The sequence below is a fragment of the Stenotrophomonas sp. RIT309 genome, from assembly GCF_000632045.1.
Classification (GTDB): Bacteria; Pseudomonadota; Gammaproteobacteria; order Xanthomonadales; family Xanthomonadaceae; genus Stenotrophomonas; species Stenotrophomonas indicatrix.
In genome coordinates this window covers 106,131-119,433 of record NZ_JFYS01000043.1, presented here as the reverse complement: position 1 = coordinate 119,433, position 13,303 = coordinate 106,131, and the positions used below count along the sequence as shown (strand labels likewise).

Below are 13,303 nucleotides of genomic sequence, written 5' to 3'. Positions count from 1 at the left end.
GGATGGTGGCCGGCGCGCGGGGAGGCGCGCCGGCTTTTGTCCCTTGATCGCAGGTAATCGATGTCCGCTTCCGCCCCGGTTTCCGCTCCGCCGCCGGTTCCACCGGCTACTGTCACGCCCCGCGCCTCCTCGCCGCTGGCGGGCTTCTTCATCGATCTGGGAATCGCTGCCGTCACCCTGTTCGGGCTGAGCCTGGTGGGCGGGCTGATCTGGGGACTCTATCGCGGCATCGTTGTGGGATACGCCAGCGCCAAATCCGGCGGTGGCACGCCTGACCCGGCAGCGGTCACCCAGCAGCTCGGCCAGCCCGGTGCTCTTGGGCAGATCCTGATGGCACTGGTCGCTACCGGCGGCGCAGCACTGCTGGTGTATTTCTGGCGCCGACCGGCCAACGCTGCCGAACGCCAGCGTTCGCGCGACGCGCTCCGTCGCCCCTCCACCTGGGGTTGGACCCTGCTGGTGGCCAGCGCGATCGTGATCGGCAGCAACGGTATCGCCTTCGTGGCCAAGCAGATGGGCATCGAGCCCGTGCCGACAAACCTCGAACTGATGCAGAACGCGGTTGCCCGCTTTCCGCTGTTCCTGACGTTGTTCGCCGTGGTACTGGCACCTGCCTACGAGGAACTGCTGTTCCGCCGGGTCCTGTTCGGGCGCCTGTGGCAGGCCGGACGGCCGTGGCTGGGGATGATCCTGAGCAGCCTGGCGTTCGCGCTCATCCATGAAATTCCCGGTACCAGCGCCAATGGCCCGGCCGAGATCGCCCAGCTCTGGCTGGTCTATGGCGGCATGGGCGCTGCGTTCTGCTGGCTGTACCGCCGCACCGGCACCTTGTGGGCAGCGATCGCCGCCCATGCGCTGAACAATGCCGTGGCGCTTGCGGCCCTGGTGTTTTTCGGGGCAACGTAAGGCGCTGTCCGCTTGACGAAAGATTAAGCAGACCCGTTACACACTGGGCTTCTGAACACGGGGGTGGGTCCATGAAACAACTGCTGCTGGCCATCGTCATCACCACTCTGGTCAGCGCCTGCGCGACCACCACTTCGCCCACCGGCCGTCGGCAGATGGTGGGCGGTGTGTCGCAGGCACAGCTGGACCAGCTGGGGGCGCAGGCGTTCGCCGAAACCAAACAGAAAGAGAAGATCAGCAGCGATGGCCGCCAGAACGGCTACGTGCAATGCGTGGTCAACGCGCTCGTTGCACAGCTGCCGCCTCAGTACCGTGGCGTACGGTGGGAAACGGCGGTGTTCGTCGACAAGGAACCAAACGCCTTCGCCCTGCCCGGCGGCAAGGTCGGGGTCAACACCGGCATCTTCAGCGTTGCCAAGAACCAGGATCAGCTGGCAGCGGTGATCGGCCATGAAATCGGCCACGTGATCGCCCGCCACCACGAAGAACGCATCACCCGGCAGATGGGCGCGCAGACCGGATTGGCGGTGCTGGGCGCGCTGGCCGGCGCCTATGGCGGCGAAGGCGCAGCCAGTACGGTCAACCAGCTGGGCGGGATGGGGGCGCAGACCGCGTTCCTGTTGCCCGGCTCACGCACCCAGGAGAGCGAGGCTGACGTGATCGGTCAGCGGTTGATGGCCGAGGCCGGATTCAACCCCGCCCAGGCCGTCGATCTGTGGCAGAACATGATGGCCGCCAGTGGCGGTCGCAGCCCGCAATGGTTGTCGACCCATCCCGATCCAGCCAATCGGATCAGGGAGTTGCAGCGTGATGTGCCGGCGCTCGGCCCCGTCTACCAGCAGGCGCAGGCGGCCGGACGCCGGCCAAAGTGTGGCTGAGTGCGCAGATTCATGCTGTATTGCAGCACATAAAACGATTTCTCACGCCATCTGTTTCTGATACGTTTGGCGGCTCAGATTTTTCTGACAGTCCGACTTTGCCGCTACCGGCGGTTCGATCGAGGTGAACGATGATTTTCCGTAACCACAAAGCTGTGCTTTCCGTCCTCATCGCCACTGCCCTGACCGGCGCCGTGGTCACCGACGCGTTCGCGCAGTCCTCGCGTTCGTCCGAGCGTGGCAACCGTGGCGGCAAGCAGGCCAAGGCCGAAGTGCTGTTCCCGAACGCGACCCGCCAGGAACCGGCAGCGAAGTCGTCGGCCAAGCTGGGCAGCAAGCTGCAGAAGATGATTGACAGCTACAACAAGGAAAAGTTCCCGGAGACCCGCACGCTGGCCGACGAGATCCTGGCCACCGACGGCGCCAATGAGTACGACAAGTCGCTGGCCGCGCAGCTGGCATCGCAGGCCGCCTACCAGACCGACGACACCGCAGCCGCCATCGCGTACCTGAAGCAGGTGCTGCAGTTCAACGGCCTGGACAACAACGGCCACTTCCAGTCGATGCTGATGCTGGGCCAGCTGCAGATCCAGGAAGACCAGACCGCTGAAGGCCTGGCGACCCTGGACAAGTACTTCGCCGAGAGCAAGTCGACCAAGCCGGAAGAGCTGATCATCAAGGGCCAGGCGCTGTACCAGCTGGAGCGCTACCAGGAAGCGATCCCGGTGCTGAAGCAGGCCATTGCCGGCGCTGCCGAGCCGAAGGACAACTGGAACCAGCTGCTGATGGCCGCACTGTCCGAAGCGGGCCAGACCGGTGAGGCCGTGCAGGCCGCCGAAGCGCTGGCGGCCAAGAACCCGAACGACAAGAAAGCGCAGCTGAACCTGGCCAACATGTACATGCAGGCCGACCAGATGCCGAAGGCCGCCGCGGTGATGGACAAGCTGCGCAGCAGCGGCCAGCTCACCGAAGAGCGCGAGTACAAGCAGCTGTACTCGATCTATGCCAACACCGAGAACAAGGAAAAGGACGTCATCGCGGTCATCAACGAGGGGTTGCAGAAGGGCATCCTGAAGCCGGATTACCAGGTCTACCTGGCGCTGGCCCAGTCCTACTACTACTCCGACCAGGTGCCGCAGGCGATCGATGCGTGGCAGAAGGCCGCCCCGCTCTCCAAGGACGGTGAGACCTACCTGAATCTGGCACGTGTTTTGCACAGTGAAGGTCGTGTCCCGGAGGCCAAGAAGGCCGCCCAGCAGGCGCTGGAGAAGGGCGTGAAGAACCAGGCGGATGCCAAGAAAATCATCAACCTGAAGTAAGTAGGAATAACGCCTGAACGCCTGCCCAGTTGATGCGCAAGCGCTCAGGATTGGTATAAGCTTGGAGGTTCCTGCGGTGTCATGCACCGCTGATCAGGGATCCCGCCCCCGGGATTCCGGCCCCACTATTGAGCTCTTGGCGCATGACGGAACAACTAGTCGTTCACCGGTACGAACAACCCGATGACAAGGGGCTGAGCTGGCCTCGCATCGTCGGTATCGCGTTTGTAATCGCCCTGCATCTGGCCGCCTTCATGATGCTCCTGATTCCTGCCGTGGCTCCCAAGGCCGTGGCGGAGAAGGAGCGCAACGTCATGGTGACCATCGTCGACGCACCGCCGCCGCCGCCACCGCCGCCGCCGCCGCCGCCGCCGCAGGACACCCCGCCGCCGCCGGTGAAGAATCTGTCGCCGCCGAAGCCGTCGCCCGTCCCGCCGCCGCCGCAGGCGCCGGTCGTCGACGTGCCGGAACCGCGCCCGAACGATATCGTCACCCCGCCGTCGCCGCCGTCGCCGCCGGCACCGCCGACCTCGATCGAGGCCAGCGTGGACATCTCGTCGAAGGCCATGAATCCGCCGCGCTATCCGCCGGCCGCCTTCCGCGCTGGTATCCAGGGCGAAGTGATCCTGATCATTGATGTCGATGCCAGCGGCAACGTCACCAATGTCACGGTGGAAAAGTCCAGCCGTAACCGCGATCTGGACCGTGCTGCGATGGAAGCTGCCCGCAAGTGGCGTTTCAACGCCGCCGAAGCTGGCGGTAAGAAGGCTGCTGGCCGCGTCCGCGTCCCGGTCAACTTTGCGCTGAACTGATGCGCCCGGGTGGCCGCCTGGCCACCCTCGCCTCCAGTTCGATTGTTTAGCTTAGCTACACCCTTTATCACCACACACAACAAAGGTAAGCGTCATGCTGCAGGAAATTTTCATCGCCGCTGCTGCCGGGGGCAATCCGTCCAACGCCCTGTCGCAGATGGGCTTCGAGCATCTGATCCACGAAATGACCACCAAGCCGGGTGATTTCGCGGTTTCCTGGGTCGTGCTGCTGACCCTGGTCGTCATGTCCGCCATGTCCTGGTACTGGACCGTCATCAACATCTTCCGTGCTACCCGCCTGAAGAGCGCCGCTGATCGCGTCGTCAGCCTGTTCTGGGATACCCCGAACGCGCAGGACGCCATCCGTGCAATGGAAGAGCAGCCGGCTTCGGAGCCGTTCTCGAAGATCGCACTGGACGCTGCACAGGCTGCTGCGCACCACCAGCGTGCTGAAGGCGGCGCTGTCGGCGGCGTGGGTGAGAACCTGAGCCGTTCGGAGTTCGTCGACCGCGCTCTGCGCCAGGCCGTGACCCGCGAAAGCAACAAGCTGCAGTCGGGCATGACCCTGCTGGCCACCGTCGGTGCAACCGCTCCGTTCGTCGGTCTGCTGGGTACCGTGTGGGGCATCTACGGCGCGCTGATCAAGATCGGTGCCACCGGCTCCGCTTCGATCGACGCCGTTGCCGGCCCGGTGGGTGAAGCACTGATCATGACCGCCATCGGTCTGTTCGTCGCAATCCCGGCCGTGTTCGCCTTCAACTTCTTCAGCAAGATCAACAGCGCGACCATCAGCAAGTTCGATACCTTCGCGCACGACCTGCACGACTTCTTCGCCACCGGTTCGCGCGTCCGCTAATTGCGACGCGCTGTACCCGCGAGAACGTAGTCACCAAGATCTAGACGGAGCCCGTTATGGCTTTCAGTAGTGGTAACAGCGGCGGCCCCATGGCCGACATCAACGTTACGCCCCTCGTGGACGTGATGCTGGTGCTGCTGATCATCTTCATCATCACGGCGCCGCTGATGTCCCACAAGGTCAAGGTGGATCTGCCGGAGGCCAATCTGGTCCAGAAGCCGGACGACACCAACGACCGCAAGGGTCCCATCACCCTGGCAGTCAAGGAAGACGGTTCGATCTACTGGAACGACGAAGAGATCGACAAGCAGACCCTCGAGTCGCGCTTGGCGACCGCCGCCCAGCAGACCCCGCAGCCGCCGTTGAACCTGCGTGGTGACCGCACCACCAAGATGCGTGTCATCAACGAGATGACCAAGGTCGCGCAGGAACAGGGCATGCTGGACGTCGGCTTCGTGGCGACCAAAGAGAAGGGGCAATAAGCCATGGCATTCAGTAGTGGTGGTGGCAAAGGCCCCATGGCAGACATCAACGTCACGCCCCTCGTGGACGTGATGCTGGTGCTGCTGATCATCTTCATCGTGACCGCGCCGATCATGACGTACCCGATCGCCGTGGACCTGCCGCAGCGCGTGCTCAACCCACCGCCGCAGCTGGTCGAACCGCCGCCGCCGATCGAACTGAAGATCGACGCCAGCAACCAGGTCTCGTGGAACAACAGCCCGATCGGTACGCACGAACTGCAGCAGCGGATGGAGCAGGAGGTCCAGCGTGACCCGACCAACCAGCCGGAACTGCGGATCGATGCCAGCCCGGATTCGGAGTACGACGTGATGGCCAAGGTTCTGGCCGCCGCGAAGAATGCTCAGATGAAGAAGATCGGCTTCGTGCAGCAGTAAATCGCTACACCGCAATACATCAGTCATGACGCGACTGCAGACGCCCTCGGAAACGGGGGCGTCTTTTTTTGTGCGTGCGGGCATCTTCCCGGCAACGTCGTTGGCAATGAATGCCTCTGACCGGTGCCTGTCCCCGCTATGATCGGCGGATGCTCGCCCTCTTCGATTCCGTGCGCCATTGGCTTGATGGCATCGCCCACCTGGGAACGATCCTGGCGGTGGCCTACCTGCTGTATCTGCTGGCGTTGACGGGCTGGATCATGCTGCAGAAGCGCGAGCCGGTGGCCACGCTGAGCTGGATCCTGTCGCTGGCGCTGCTGCCCTACCTCGGCCTCTTCATCTACTACCTGCTGGGCCCACAGAAGGTGAAGCGGCAACGGCTGCGGCGCGGTCGCGCGCGCTCGGGCATGGAGCACTACAGCGATGTCTGCCCGCCCGATGCCGACTGCACCGAACTGGCCAAGATCGCGCAGGCGACCACCGGGCTGGCGCCAAGCACGGCCACCGAAGTGACCTGGCTGGTCGACGGCGCGGCCACCTACGCCGCGCTGCTGGAAGCGGTGGCACAGGCGCAGGACCATGTGCACCTGGAGTACTACATCTTCAATCCCGACCACGCCGGCACCGCGTTGCGGGATGCGTTGGTGGAACGGGCCAGCGCCGGCGTGCAGGTGCGGCTGCTGCTGGATGCGGTAGGTTCTTCGGCCGTGCGTCAGCGCTTCCTGCAGCCGCTGTTGAACGCCGGCGCTGAGGTGATCTGGTTCCATCCGCGGCAGTTGCTGAAGCCGTTCAAGCGACCCTGGTTGAACCTGCGTACGCACCGCAAGCTGGTGATCGTCGATGGCCGGCTGGCATTCACCGGCGGCATCAACATCACCGACGACGAAGACGAAAGCCGCAACCCGGATGCTTACCGCGATCTGCACATGCGCCTGCGCGGGCACGTGGTGCGCAGCCTGCAGCTGGTGTTCGCCGAGGACTGGTTGTACGCCAGCGGCCAGGACCACTCGCGGTTCGATATCGCCCGGCTGTGGCCCAGCGACATGCCCCTGCGCGGCGACGGCGCGATCAACGCGCAGGTGCTGGTGTCCGGCCCGGATTCGGGATGGGAGACCATCCATCGCCTGCACGTGGCCGCCATCCAGGAAGCACGTGAGCGGGTCTGGCTGGTCACCCCCTACTTCGTACCCGGCGAAGCGGCGCGGATGGCGTTGACCTCGGCCGCACTCGGTGGCCTGGACGTGCGCATGCTGGTGCCGAAGATGAGCGACTCCTGGTTCGTGACCCAGGCCGCGCGCTCCTATTTCGACGAGCTGCTGCATGCGGGGGTGAAGATCTACGAGTACGGTCCACGCATGCTGCATACCAAGGCGTTCATCGCCGACGACGATGTCTGCATCGTCGGCAGCGCCAACTTCGATCACCGCAGCTTCCGCTTGAATTTCGAGCTGTCGATGATGATCAGCGATCGTGGCCGGGTGGCGGAACTGTCTACGTTGCTGCAGTCCGAATTCGAGCGTGCCACCCGTGTACATGACCAGGCAGGACGCTCGCTGTGGCTGCACCGGCTGCCCGAAGCCTTCGCGCGATTGGCCTCGCCGCTGCTGTGAGGCAGCGCTACACTGCGGCGGTGGCCCGGGGAGACTGACAATGTACTGGCTGTACCTGCTGCTGGCGCTGGGCTGCTTCGCCTTTGCGCTGAAAACGCCGAACATGGGCCTGATGTCACTGGCCCTGCTGGGTACCCTCGCCTTCCTGCTGGCATGGGTGCGCGGGAGATACGCCGCACGCTTCGGCGACCTTCAGCGTGATCCGGCGACACTGGTGGACAGCGATGAACTCAGGCGTCTGCGCGAGCAGGCCAAGGTTGCTCCGGCCGACGGCAGCGACCCTCCCTCTCACTCCCCGTAGTCCCGTTCCATGACCCAGCTCAGCGTCAACGTCAACAAGATCGCCGTCCTGCGCAACTCGCGTGGCGGTGCCGAACCGGACGTGGTGCGTGCCGCCCAGGCCTGCCTGGATGCCGGCGCGCATGGCATTACCGTGCACCCGCGGCCCGACCGCCGGCACATCACCGCAGAGGACGTGCTGGCGCTGTCGGCGCTGACCCGTGCCCGTGGCGTGGAGTTCAACATCGAAGGCAACCCGTTCGCGCCGCCGCGTGAGGGCTACCCCGGGCTGCTGCCGCTGTGCGCGCAGACGCGCCCGGCGCAGGCCACGCTGGTTCCCGATGGCGATGGCCAGATCACCTCCGACCATGGCTTTGACTTCGAACGCGATGCGCAGCGGTTGCGCCCGCTGGTGGCCGAGCTGAAAGCGATGGGATGCCGGGTGAGCCTGTTCGTGGATGCCGGCAACCCGCTGCTGGAGCAGGCTGCCGATGTCGGCGCCGACCGCATCGAACTGTACACCGGCCCGTATGCCGAGGCCCATGCCGCCGGCGACGCCCGCGCCATGCTGGAACTGTTCGCCACGGCCGCGCGCCGTGCACAGGCCGTCGGCCTCGGTGTGAATGCCGGGCACGATCTGTCGCAGGACAACCTGCGTGACTTCCAGGCCGCCGTGCCGGAGGTGCTGGAGGTGTCGATCGGCCACGCGCTGATCGGCGAGGCGCTGTACGACGGCCTCGATGCCACGGTGAAGGGCTACCTGGCACTGCTGTAGCAGTGCGTGGGACTTCCCCGCTGGGTTGAAGCCCGAAGACGTGCGGCAGGTCCCCGTGTTCCGGCCTGGCAAGCGCCCCTGTAGCCGATGTTCCCATCGCAGCTGCTGAGACACCCGTGGCCCATGCTGGCCTGCCGCGGCGATGGCGCGTGCCCGGTCCCAAGCCATGCAACCCTGTGGACAAGTCTGGGGTCAACGTGCGGTCCCAAGTGCCTGCGCGCCTACAGCTACGTGAATCCTGGCCGCTTGCGCCACCTGTGGTTAGCAATAATACTAATATCCCGTAACGGCCGGAGGGCAACATGCAGCACCCCCCTCGCAACGCCCAGGCCGCCATCAAGGGCCGGGGTTCCACGTCCCATCTTGCGGGGCGTTTTGAAAGCACCGTCAGCGAAGCGGTGGACGACGGCTGGGCAGTGGACGACAGCGAGGAGTTCCTCGCCCCGCGCCTGCGCACGGAAGTACGCGCGGAGACCGCTCGCAGCATCATCAGCCGCAACACCTCCCCGGACGTCGGCTTCAGCCAATCGGTGAATCCGTATCGCGGCTGCGAGCATGGCTGCTCCTACTGCTTCGCCCGCCCTTCGCATGCCTATCTGAACCTGTCGCCTGGCCTGGACTTCGAGACCAAGCTGTTTGCCAAGACCAACGCGCCACAGTTGCTGCGCAAGGAACTGTCGAAGCCGGGCTACGTGCCGCAGCCGATCGCGCTGGGCATCAACACCGACGCCTACCAGCCGATTGAACGCAAGTTCAAGCTGACCCGCCAGCTGATCGAAGTGATGCTGGAGACGAAGCACCCGTTCTCGCTGATCACCAAGAACGCGTTGGTCGAGCGCGACATCGATCTGCTCGCACCACTGGCGGCGGAGAATCTGGTCAGCGTGCATTTCTCGGTGACATCGCTGGATCCGCATCTGTCGGCGAAGCTGGAGCCGCGCGCCTCGGCACCCCATGCGCGGCTGCGTGCGATGAAGCGTCTGCACGAGGCGGGCATTCCGGTGGGCGTGATGGTTGCGCCGGTGATTCCGTGGATCAACGACAGCGAACTGGAAGCCGTGCTGGAAGCCGCGCACGACGCCGGCGCCAGCACTGCAGGCTACGTGCTGCTGCGCCTGCCGCTGGAAGTGGCACCGCTGTTCCGCGATTGGCTGGACACCCATCATCCCGATCGCGCCGCGCATGTGATGAGCACCATCCAGCAGCTGCGCGGCGGCAAGGATTACGACAGTCAGTTCGGCACGCGCATGCGCGGCCAGGGTGTTTACGCAGAGCTGTTGAACAACCGCTTCAAGCTGGCGCGCAAGCGGCTGGGCTTCAACGCACAGAACAGCCATTGGCCGAAGCTGGATTGCAGCCGGTTCGAGAAGCCGTTGCCGCCGAAGGTGGATACGCCGCAGGGGAGTTTGTTCTAGGTCGTCGCGGTCGCGCCGTGGTGCTGTGCCTCAACCACCACCAAACAACTTCTGCGCGCTCTGGAACAGGATCCAGCTGGTGGCGATGAACTTGTCGCCGCCCTGCGGCCGGTTGCCACGATGGGTGTGGGTGAACGCGGTCGGCGCAATCAACAGGCTGCCGGTGCGCGGTGCGATCTTGCGGCCCTGGAACAGGAACTCGGTTTCGCCTTCGTCGAAGTCGTCGTTGAGGTACAGCGTCCACAGCACATGCCGGTGCAGCGTCTCGGCCTGCGCGTCCTTCGGATACAGCTCGCAGTGCCAGTACGGGTAGCCGCCCTCGCCCGCCGCATACCACTGCAGGTTGATCGCGCCCGGGCGCAGGCAGGTGCGCGCCAGATCCGCCAGCTGCTCCGGCGCCATGTCGGGGAAATCCTCGGCCGACAGGCGTCGCGGCTGGCCGTTGCTGTCCTGGATCTGCAACATCAACGGCGCGATCAATGCCTGTGGATAACGGCGTAGATAAGTCTGCAGACCCGCAAATACCGCCTGTTGCAGCTGCTGGTCCACATCCTGCCAGCCATCCACGCCGCTGATCCGCAGATCCTTGCTGTGCTTGAGTTCCGGGAACACACCGCTGCCCACTGCGCCGGGTTTCAGGCCCTGGCTTGCACGCATGCGCGCGACGATCGCGGCACACACGTCGCTGGGGACGGCGTTGTGGATGACCTCGATGAAATCGACAGGGCCCGGCTCGTGCATGCGTGCATTCCTTCGACGGCAAGGGCTTGATGGTGCCGTTTGCAGCTGCAGCTGTCACCCTGCGGTCATGTCATCAATCTGCCATGACCGCTGTAGGGATGGCCGCTGTCAGACGCTCTTCGCGTCATGCTCCTGGTGATAACGCACGGCCTCGGCGACCTCTTCGCGCGAACCGAGGAACACCGGCACGCGCTGGTGCAGCTGGTCGGGTTGTACATCGATGATGCGCTCGCGACCGGTCCAGGCAGCGCCGCCCGCCTGCTCCACCAGCAGGCCCATCGGGTTGGCTTCGTACATCAGGCGCAGCTTGCCGGCCTTGCCCGGTTCCTTCTTGTCCCACGGGTAGATGAAGATGCCGCCGCGGGTCAGGATGCGATGCACGTCGGCGACCATGCTGGCGATCCAGCGCATGTTGAAGTTCTTGCCGCGCGGGCCTTCCTTGCCGGCCAGCAGATCTTCCACGTAGGCCTGCATCGGCGCTTCCCAGTGCCGCTGGTTGGACATGTTGATGGCGAACTCCTGGGTGGCCGCCGGGATCTGCATGTTCTCGGTGGTCAGCAGGAACTCGCCGGTTTCGCGGTCGAGGGTGAAGGCGTGGGTACCGTGGCCGACGGTCAGCACCAGCTGCGTGCTGGGCCCGTAGATGCAGTAGCCGGCGGCGATCTGCTTGCTGCCCGGCTGCAGGAAGGCGTCATCGCCGGGCAGTTCGACGTTGGTCGGACAACGCAGCACCGAGAAGATGGTGCCGACGGAGACGTTGACGTCGATGTTGGAGCTGCCATCGAGGGGATCGAACAGCAGCAGGAAATCGCCACGCGGGTAGATGTCCGGCACCGGCTGGCTGTGGTCCATCTCCTCCGATGCGCAGGCGGCGAGGTGGCCCCCCCACGCGTTGGCCTCCAGCAGGATCTCGTTGCTGATGACATCCAGCTTCTTCTGCGCTTCGCCCTGCACGTTGCCGGTACCGGCCTCGCCGAGCACGCCACCGAGGGCGCCCTTGCTGACGGCGATGGAGATGCTGGTGCAGGCGCGGGCGACGACCGCGATCAGCTGGCGCAGGTCGGCGTTGATGCGGCCGGCGTGCTGCTGCTGGATCAGGAAGCGGGTCAACGAGGTACGGGACATGGGCGGGCAGGTCTCGGCAACGGGAAAACGCCTATTGTCGCTGGTCTGACTTGAGCGTGGGTGAGCGGGGGTAGGCGTAATCGTTTCCAGAGGCGTTGCGGTCGTGGCGGCTTCCCTTCGTCGAGGCGCGCGGGAGGGGGAGACAATGCAGGACACGCTGCAAGTACGTCCATGTAAGCTCGATGGCGCCCTGCTCGTGTGCGCTGTCCTGCGCACACGGCAAGACCGGGGTTGGGCATCCTGCCCAACCCGCCCGAGGCATGCCTCGCGCCCATGGCGCCAACGGTCCTGCATTGCCTCCCCCTCCCGCGCGCTTCAGGGTTGGCCGCGAGCGCGAAGGGTGTGGCAAGGCAGGAGCAAAAACAAAGGCGCCTTTCGGCGCCTTTGTTTCCACAGCTTGCTGGAGCGGTCGATCAGCCCTTGGCGACGGTGGCCACGGCCTTGGCGACGTATTCCAGGTTGTTCTGGTTCAGCGCGGCCACGCAGATGCGGCCGGTGCCGACGGCGTAGATGCCGAACTCGTCGCGCAGGCGCTCGACCTGTTCGCGGCTCAGGCCGGAGTACGAGAACATGCCCGCCTGTTCGTTGATGAAGCCGAACTGCGGGGCGCCGGCGGCGGCCAGCTTCTCGACCAGGCCCTGGCGCAGGGCGTGGATGCGCTCGCGCATCTCGGTCAGCTCCTGCTCCCACATCGCGCGCAGTTCCGGATTGGTCAGCACACCGGCAACCAGTGCAGCACCGTGGGTGGACGGGCTGGAGTAGATCGTGCGGATCACGCGCTTGACCTGCGACTGCACGGCCTTGGCGTCAGCGGCGGTCGGCGCGACCATCGACAGCGCACCGACGCGCTCGCCATACAGCGAGAACGACTTGGAGTACGAGTTGGCGACGATGAAGCTGTCGATGCCGGCCTCGGCGATGATGCGCACCGCGGCACCGTCCTGCTCGATGCCCTTGTCGAAGCCCTGGTAGGCCATGTCGATGAAGGGGAACAGCTGGCGGTCCTTCAGCAGCTGTGCGACCTGCTTCCACTGGCTGACGGTGAGGTCGGCGCCGGTGGGGTTGTGGCAGCAGGCGTGCAGCAGCACCACGGTGCCCGCTTCCAGCTTGCCCAGGTCGGCCAGCAGGCCGTCGAAGTTGACGCCATGGGTGGTCGGGTCGAAGTAGGTGTAATCGACCACCTCGAAACCAGCGGCGCTGAACACGGCGCGGTGGTTTTCCCAGCTCGGGTTGCTGAGTGCGACGGTGGCGTGCGGCAGAAGCTTCTTCAGCACGTCGGCGCCGACGCGCAGCGCACCGCTGCCACCGACGGTCTGGGCGGTGGTGACGCGGCCGGCGGCCAGCAGCGGCGAGTCCTTGCCGAACACCAGCTCACGGGTGGCCTGGGTGTACGCCGGCAGGCCATCGATCGGCAGGTAGCCGCGCGGTTTGGCTTCGTTGGCGAGCTGCTGCTCGATCTGCTTGACGGCGCGCAGCAGCGGAATGCGGCCGCTCTCGTCGTAGTAGATGCCCACACCCAGGTTGACCTTGGTCGGGCGGCTGTCGGCGTTGTACGCCTCGGTCAGGCCCAGGATCGGGTCGCCTGGGACCAGTTCCACGTTTGCAAAGAAGGACACGGCGGTACTCGTTCGGTAGACGGAAAGGGGGAGGGAATTGCGCCACGCGGCTTGCGGCCTGTCGGCCGAAAC

14 protein-coding genes are annotated in these 13,303 nt (G+C 65.1%); 11 read left to right on the top strand and 3 right to left on the bottom strand.

What is annotated here, in order from left to right:
* Positions 1–60 precede the first annotated feature (60 nt).
* The 11 genes from BW38_RS01335 to BW38_RS01385 all read left to right on the top strand — a co-directional run bounded on the left by BW38_RS01335 (position 61) and on the right by BW38_RS01385 (position 9,749).
* Positions 61–906 carry a CPBP family intramembrane glutamic endopeptidase gene (locus BW38_RS01335; protein WP_032978482.1) on the top strand — a complete coding sequence of 282 codons (846 nt, stop codon included), beginning with the start codon at positions 61–63 and terminating at the stop codon, positions 904–906.
* A gap of 71 nt (positions 907–977) precedes the next feature.
* The gene (locus BW38_RS01340; RefSeq protein ID WP_025875555.1) at positions 978–1,784 is read left to right on the top strand and encodes a M48 family metallopeptidase; all 807 of its coding nucleotides are present in this window, start codon (positions 978–980) and stop codon (positions 1,782–1,784) included.
* Between the two features lie 131 nt (positions 1,785–1,915).
* Complete coding sequence (locus BW38_RS01345) at positions 1,916–3,103, top strand: tetratricopeptide repeat protein (RefSeq protein WP_032978479.1); 1,188 nt, start codon at positions 1,916–1,918, stop codon at positions 3,101–3,103.
* Between the two features lie 254 nt (positions 3,104–3,357).
* A complete protein-coding gene (locus BW38_RS01350; protein WP_025875553.1) occupies positions 3,358–3,915 on the top strand; it encodes an energy transducer TonB in 558 nt (185 codons plus the stop codon).
* A 94-nt stretch (positions 3,916–4,009) separates the two neighbouring features.
* The gene (gene exbB, locus BW38_RS01355) at positions 4,010–4,771 is read left to right on the top strand and encodes a TonB-system energizer ExbB (protein ID WP_025875552.1); all 762 of its coding nucleotides are present in this window, start codon (positions 4,010–4,012) and stop codon (positions 4,769–4,771) included.
* A gap of 56 nt (positions 4,772–4,827) precedes the next feature.
* The gene (locus tag BW38_RS01360; protein WP_025875550.1) at positions 4,828–5,253 is read left to right on the top strand and encodes a biopolymer transporter ExbD; all 426 of its coding nucleotides are present in this window, start codon (positions 4,828–4,830) and stop codon (positions 5,251–5,253) included.
* A gap of 3 nt (positions 5,254–5,256) precedes the next feature.
* Positions 5,257–5,670 carry a biopolymer transporter ExbD gene (locus BW38_RS01365; protein WP_025875547.1) on the top strand — a complete coding sequence of 138 codons (414 nt, stop codon included), beginning with the start codon at positions 5,257–5,259 and terminating at the stop codon, positions 5,668–5,670.
* A gap of 149 nt (positions 5,671–5,819) precedes the next feature.
* Complete coding sequence (gene cls / locus BW38_RS01370; protein ID WP_032978476.1) at positions 5,820–7,280, top strand: cardiolipin synthase; 1,461 nt, start codon at positions 5,820–5,822, stop codon at positions 7,278–7,280.
* A gap of 40 nt (positions 7,281–7,320) precedes the next feature.
* On the top strand, positions 7,321–7,581 hold the full coding sequence (locus BW38_RS01375; RefSeq protein WP_025875543.1) for a membrane protein: 261 nt from the start codon (positions 7,321–7,323) through the stop codon (positions 7,579–7,581).
* Positions 7,582–7,590: 9 nt separating this feature from the next.
* Entirely contained in the window at positions 7,591–8,334 is a 744-nt protein-coding gene (locus BW38_RS01380) for a pyridoxine 5'-phosphate synthase (RefSeq protein WP_032978472.1), read from the top strand.
* Positions 8,335–8,636: 302 nt separating this feature from the next.
* Positions 8,637–9,749 (top strand): PA0069 family radical SAM protein, encoded by a 1,113-nt coding sequence (locus BW38_RS01385; RefSeq protein ID WP_032978470.1) that lies wholly within the window; start codon positions 8,637–8,639, stop codon positions 9,747–9,749.
* A 30-nt stretch (positions 9,750–9,779) separates the two neighbouring features.
* Here the strand turns inward: BW38_RS01385 and BW38_RS01390 are convergent, their stop codons facing one another.
* The 3 genes from BW38_RS01390 to BW38_RS01400 form a co-directional block, all read right to left on the bottom strand.
* The gene (locus BW38_RS01390; RefSeq protein WP_032978467.1) at positions 9,780–10,490 is read right to left on the bottom strand and encodes a 2OG-Fe(II) oxygenase; all 711 of its coding nucleotides are present in this window, start codon (positions 10,488–10,490) and stop codon (positions 9,780–9,782) included.
* Between the two features lie 108 nt (positions 10,491–10,598).
* Positions 10,599–11,615 carry a class 1 fructose-bisphosphatase gene (locus tag BW38_RS01395; RefSeq protein ID WP_025875529.1) on the bottom strand — a complete coding sequence of 339 codons (1,017 nt, stop codon included), beginning with the start codon at positions 11,613–11,615 and terminating at the stop codon, positions 10,599–10,601.
* Between the two features lie 413 nt (positions 11,616–12,028).
* Positions 12,029–13,231 (bottom strand): amino acid aminotransferase, encoded by a 1,203-nt coding sequence (locus tag BW38_RS01400; protein ID WP_025875527.1) that lies wholly within the window; start codon positions 13,229–13,231, stop codon positions 12,029–12,031.
* Positions 13,232–13,303 lie beyond the last annotated feature (72 nt).

Excerpts from the sequence above, each read along its gene's own strand:
- BW38_RS01345 (WP_032978479.1), top strand. The coding sequence starts at position 1,916 with ATGATTTTCCGTAACCACAAAGCTGTGCTTTCCGTCCTCATCGCCACT.
- BW38_RS01340 (WP_025875555.1), top strand. The coding sequence starts at position 978 with ATGAAACAACTGCTGCTGGCCATCGTCATCACCACTCTGGTCAGCGCC.
- BW38_RS01350 (WP_025875553.1), top strand. The coding sequence starts at position 3,358 with ATGATGCTCCTGATTCCTGCCGTGGCTCCCAAGGCCGTGGCGGAGAAG.
- BW38_RS01335 (WP_032978482.1), top strand. The coding sequence starts at position 61 with ATGTCCGCTTCCGCCCCGGTTTCCGCTCCGCCGCCGGTTCCACCGGCT.
- BW38_RS01360 (WP_025875550.1), top strand. The coding sequence starts at position 4,828 with ATGGCTTTCAGTAGTGGTAACAGCGGCGGCCCCATGGCCGACATCAAC.
- BW38_RS01375 (WP_025875543.1), top strand. The coding sequence starts at position 7,321 with ATGTACTGGCTGTACCTGCTGCTGGCGCTGGGCTGCTTCGCCTTTGCG.
- BW38_RS01390 (WP_032978467.1), bottom strand. The coding sequence starts at position 10,490 with ATGCACGAGCCGGGCCCTGTCGATTTCATCGAGGTCATCCACAACGCC.
- BW38_RS01365 (WP_025875547.1), top strand. The coding sequence starts at position 5,257 with ATGGCATTCAGTAGTGGTGGTGGCAAAGGCCCCATGGCAGACATCAAC.
- exbB (WP_025875552.1), top strand. The coding sequence starts at position 4,010 with ATGCTGCAGGAAATTTTCATCGCCGCTGCTGCCGGGGGCAATCCGTCC.
- BW38_RS01380 (WP_032978472.1), top strand. The coding sequence starts at position 7,591 with ATGACCCAGCTCAGCGTCAACGTCAACAAGATCGCCGTCCTGCGCAAC.
- BW38_RS01385 (WP_032978470.1), top strand. The coding sequence starts at position 8,637 with ATGCAGCACCCCCCTCGCAACGCCCAGGCCGCCATCAAGGGCCGGGGT.
- BW38_RS01395 (WP_025875529.1), bottom strand. The coding sequence starts at position 11,615 with ATGTCCCGTACCTCGTTGACCCGCTTCCTGATCCAGCAGCAGCACGCC.
- cls (WP_032978476.1), top strand. The coding sequence starts at position 5,820 with ATGCTCGCCCTCTTCGATTCCGTGCGCCATTGGCTTGATGGCATCGCC.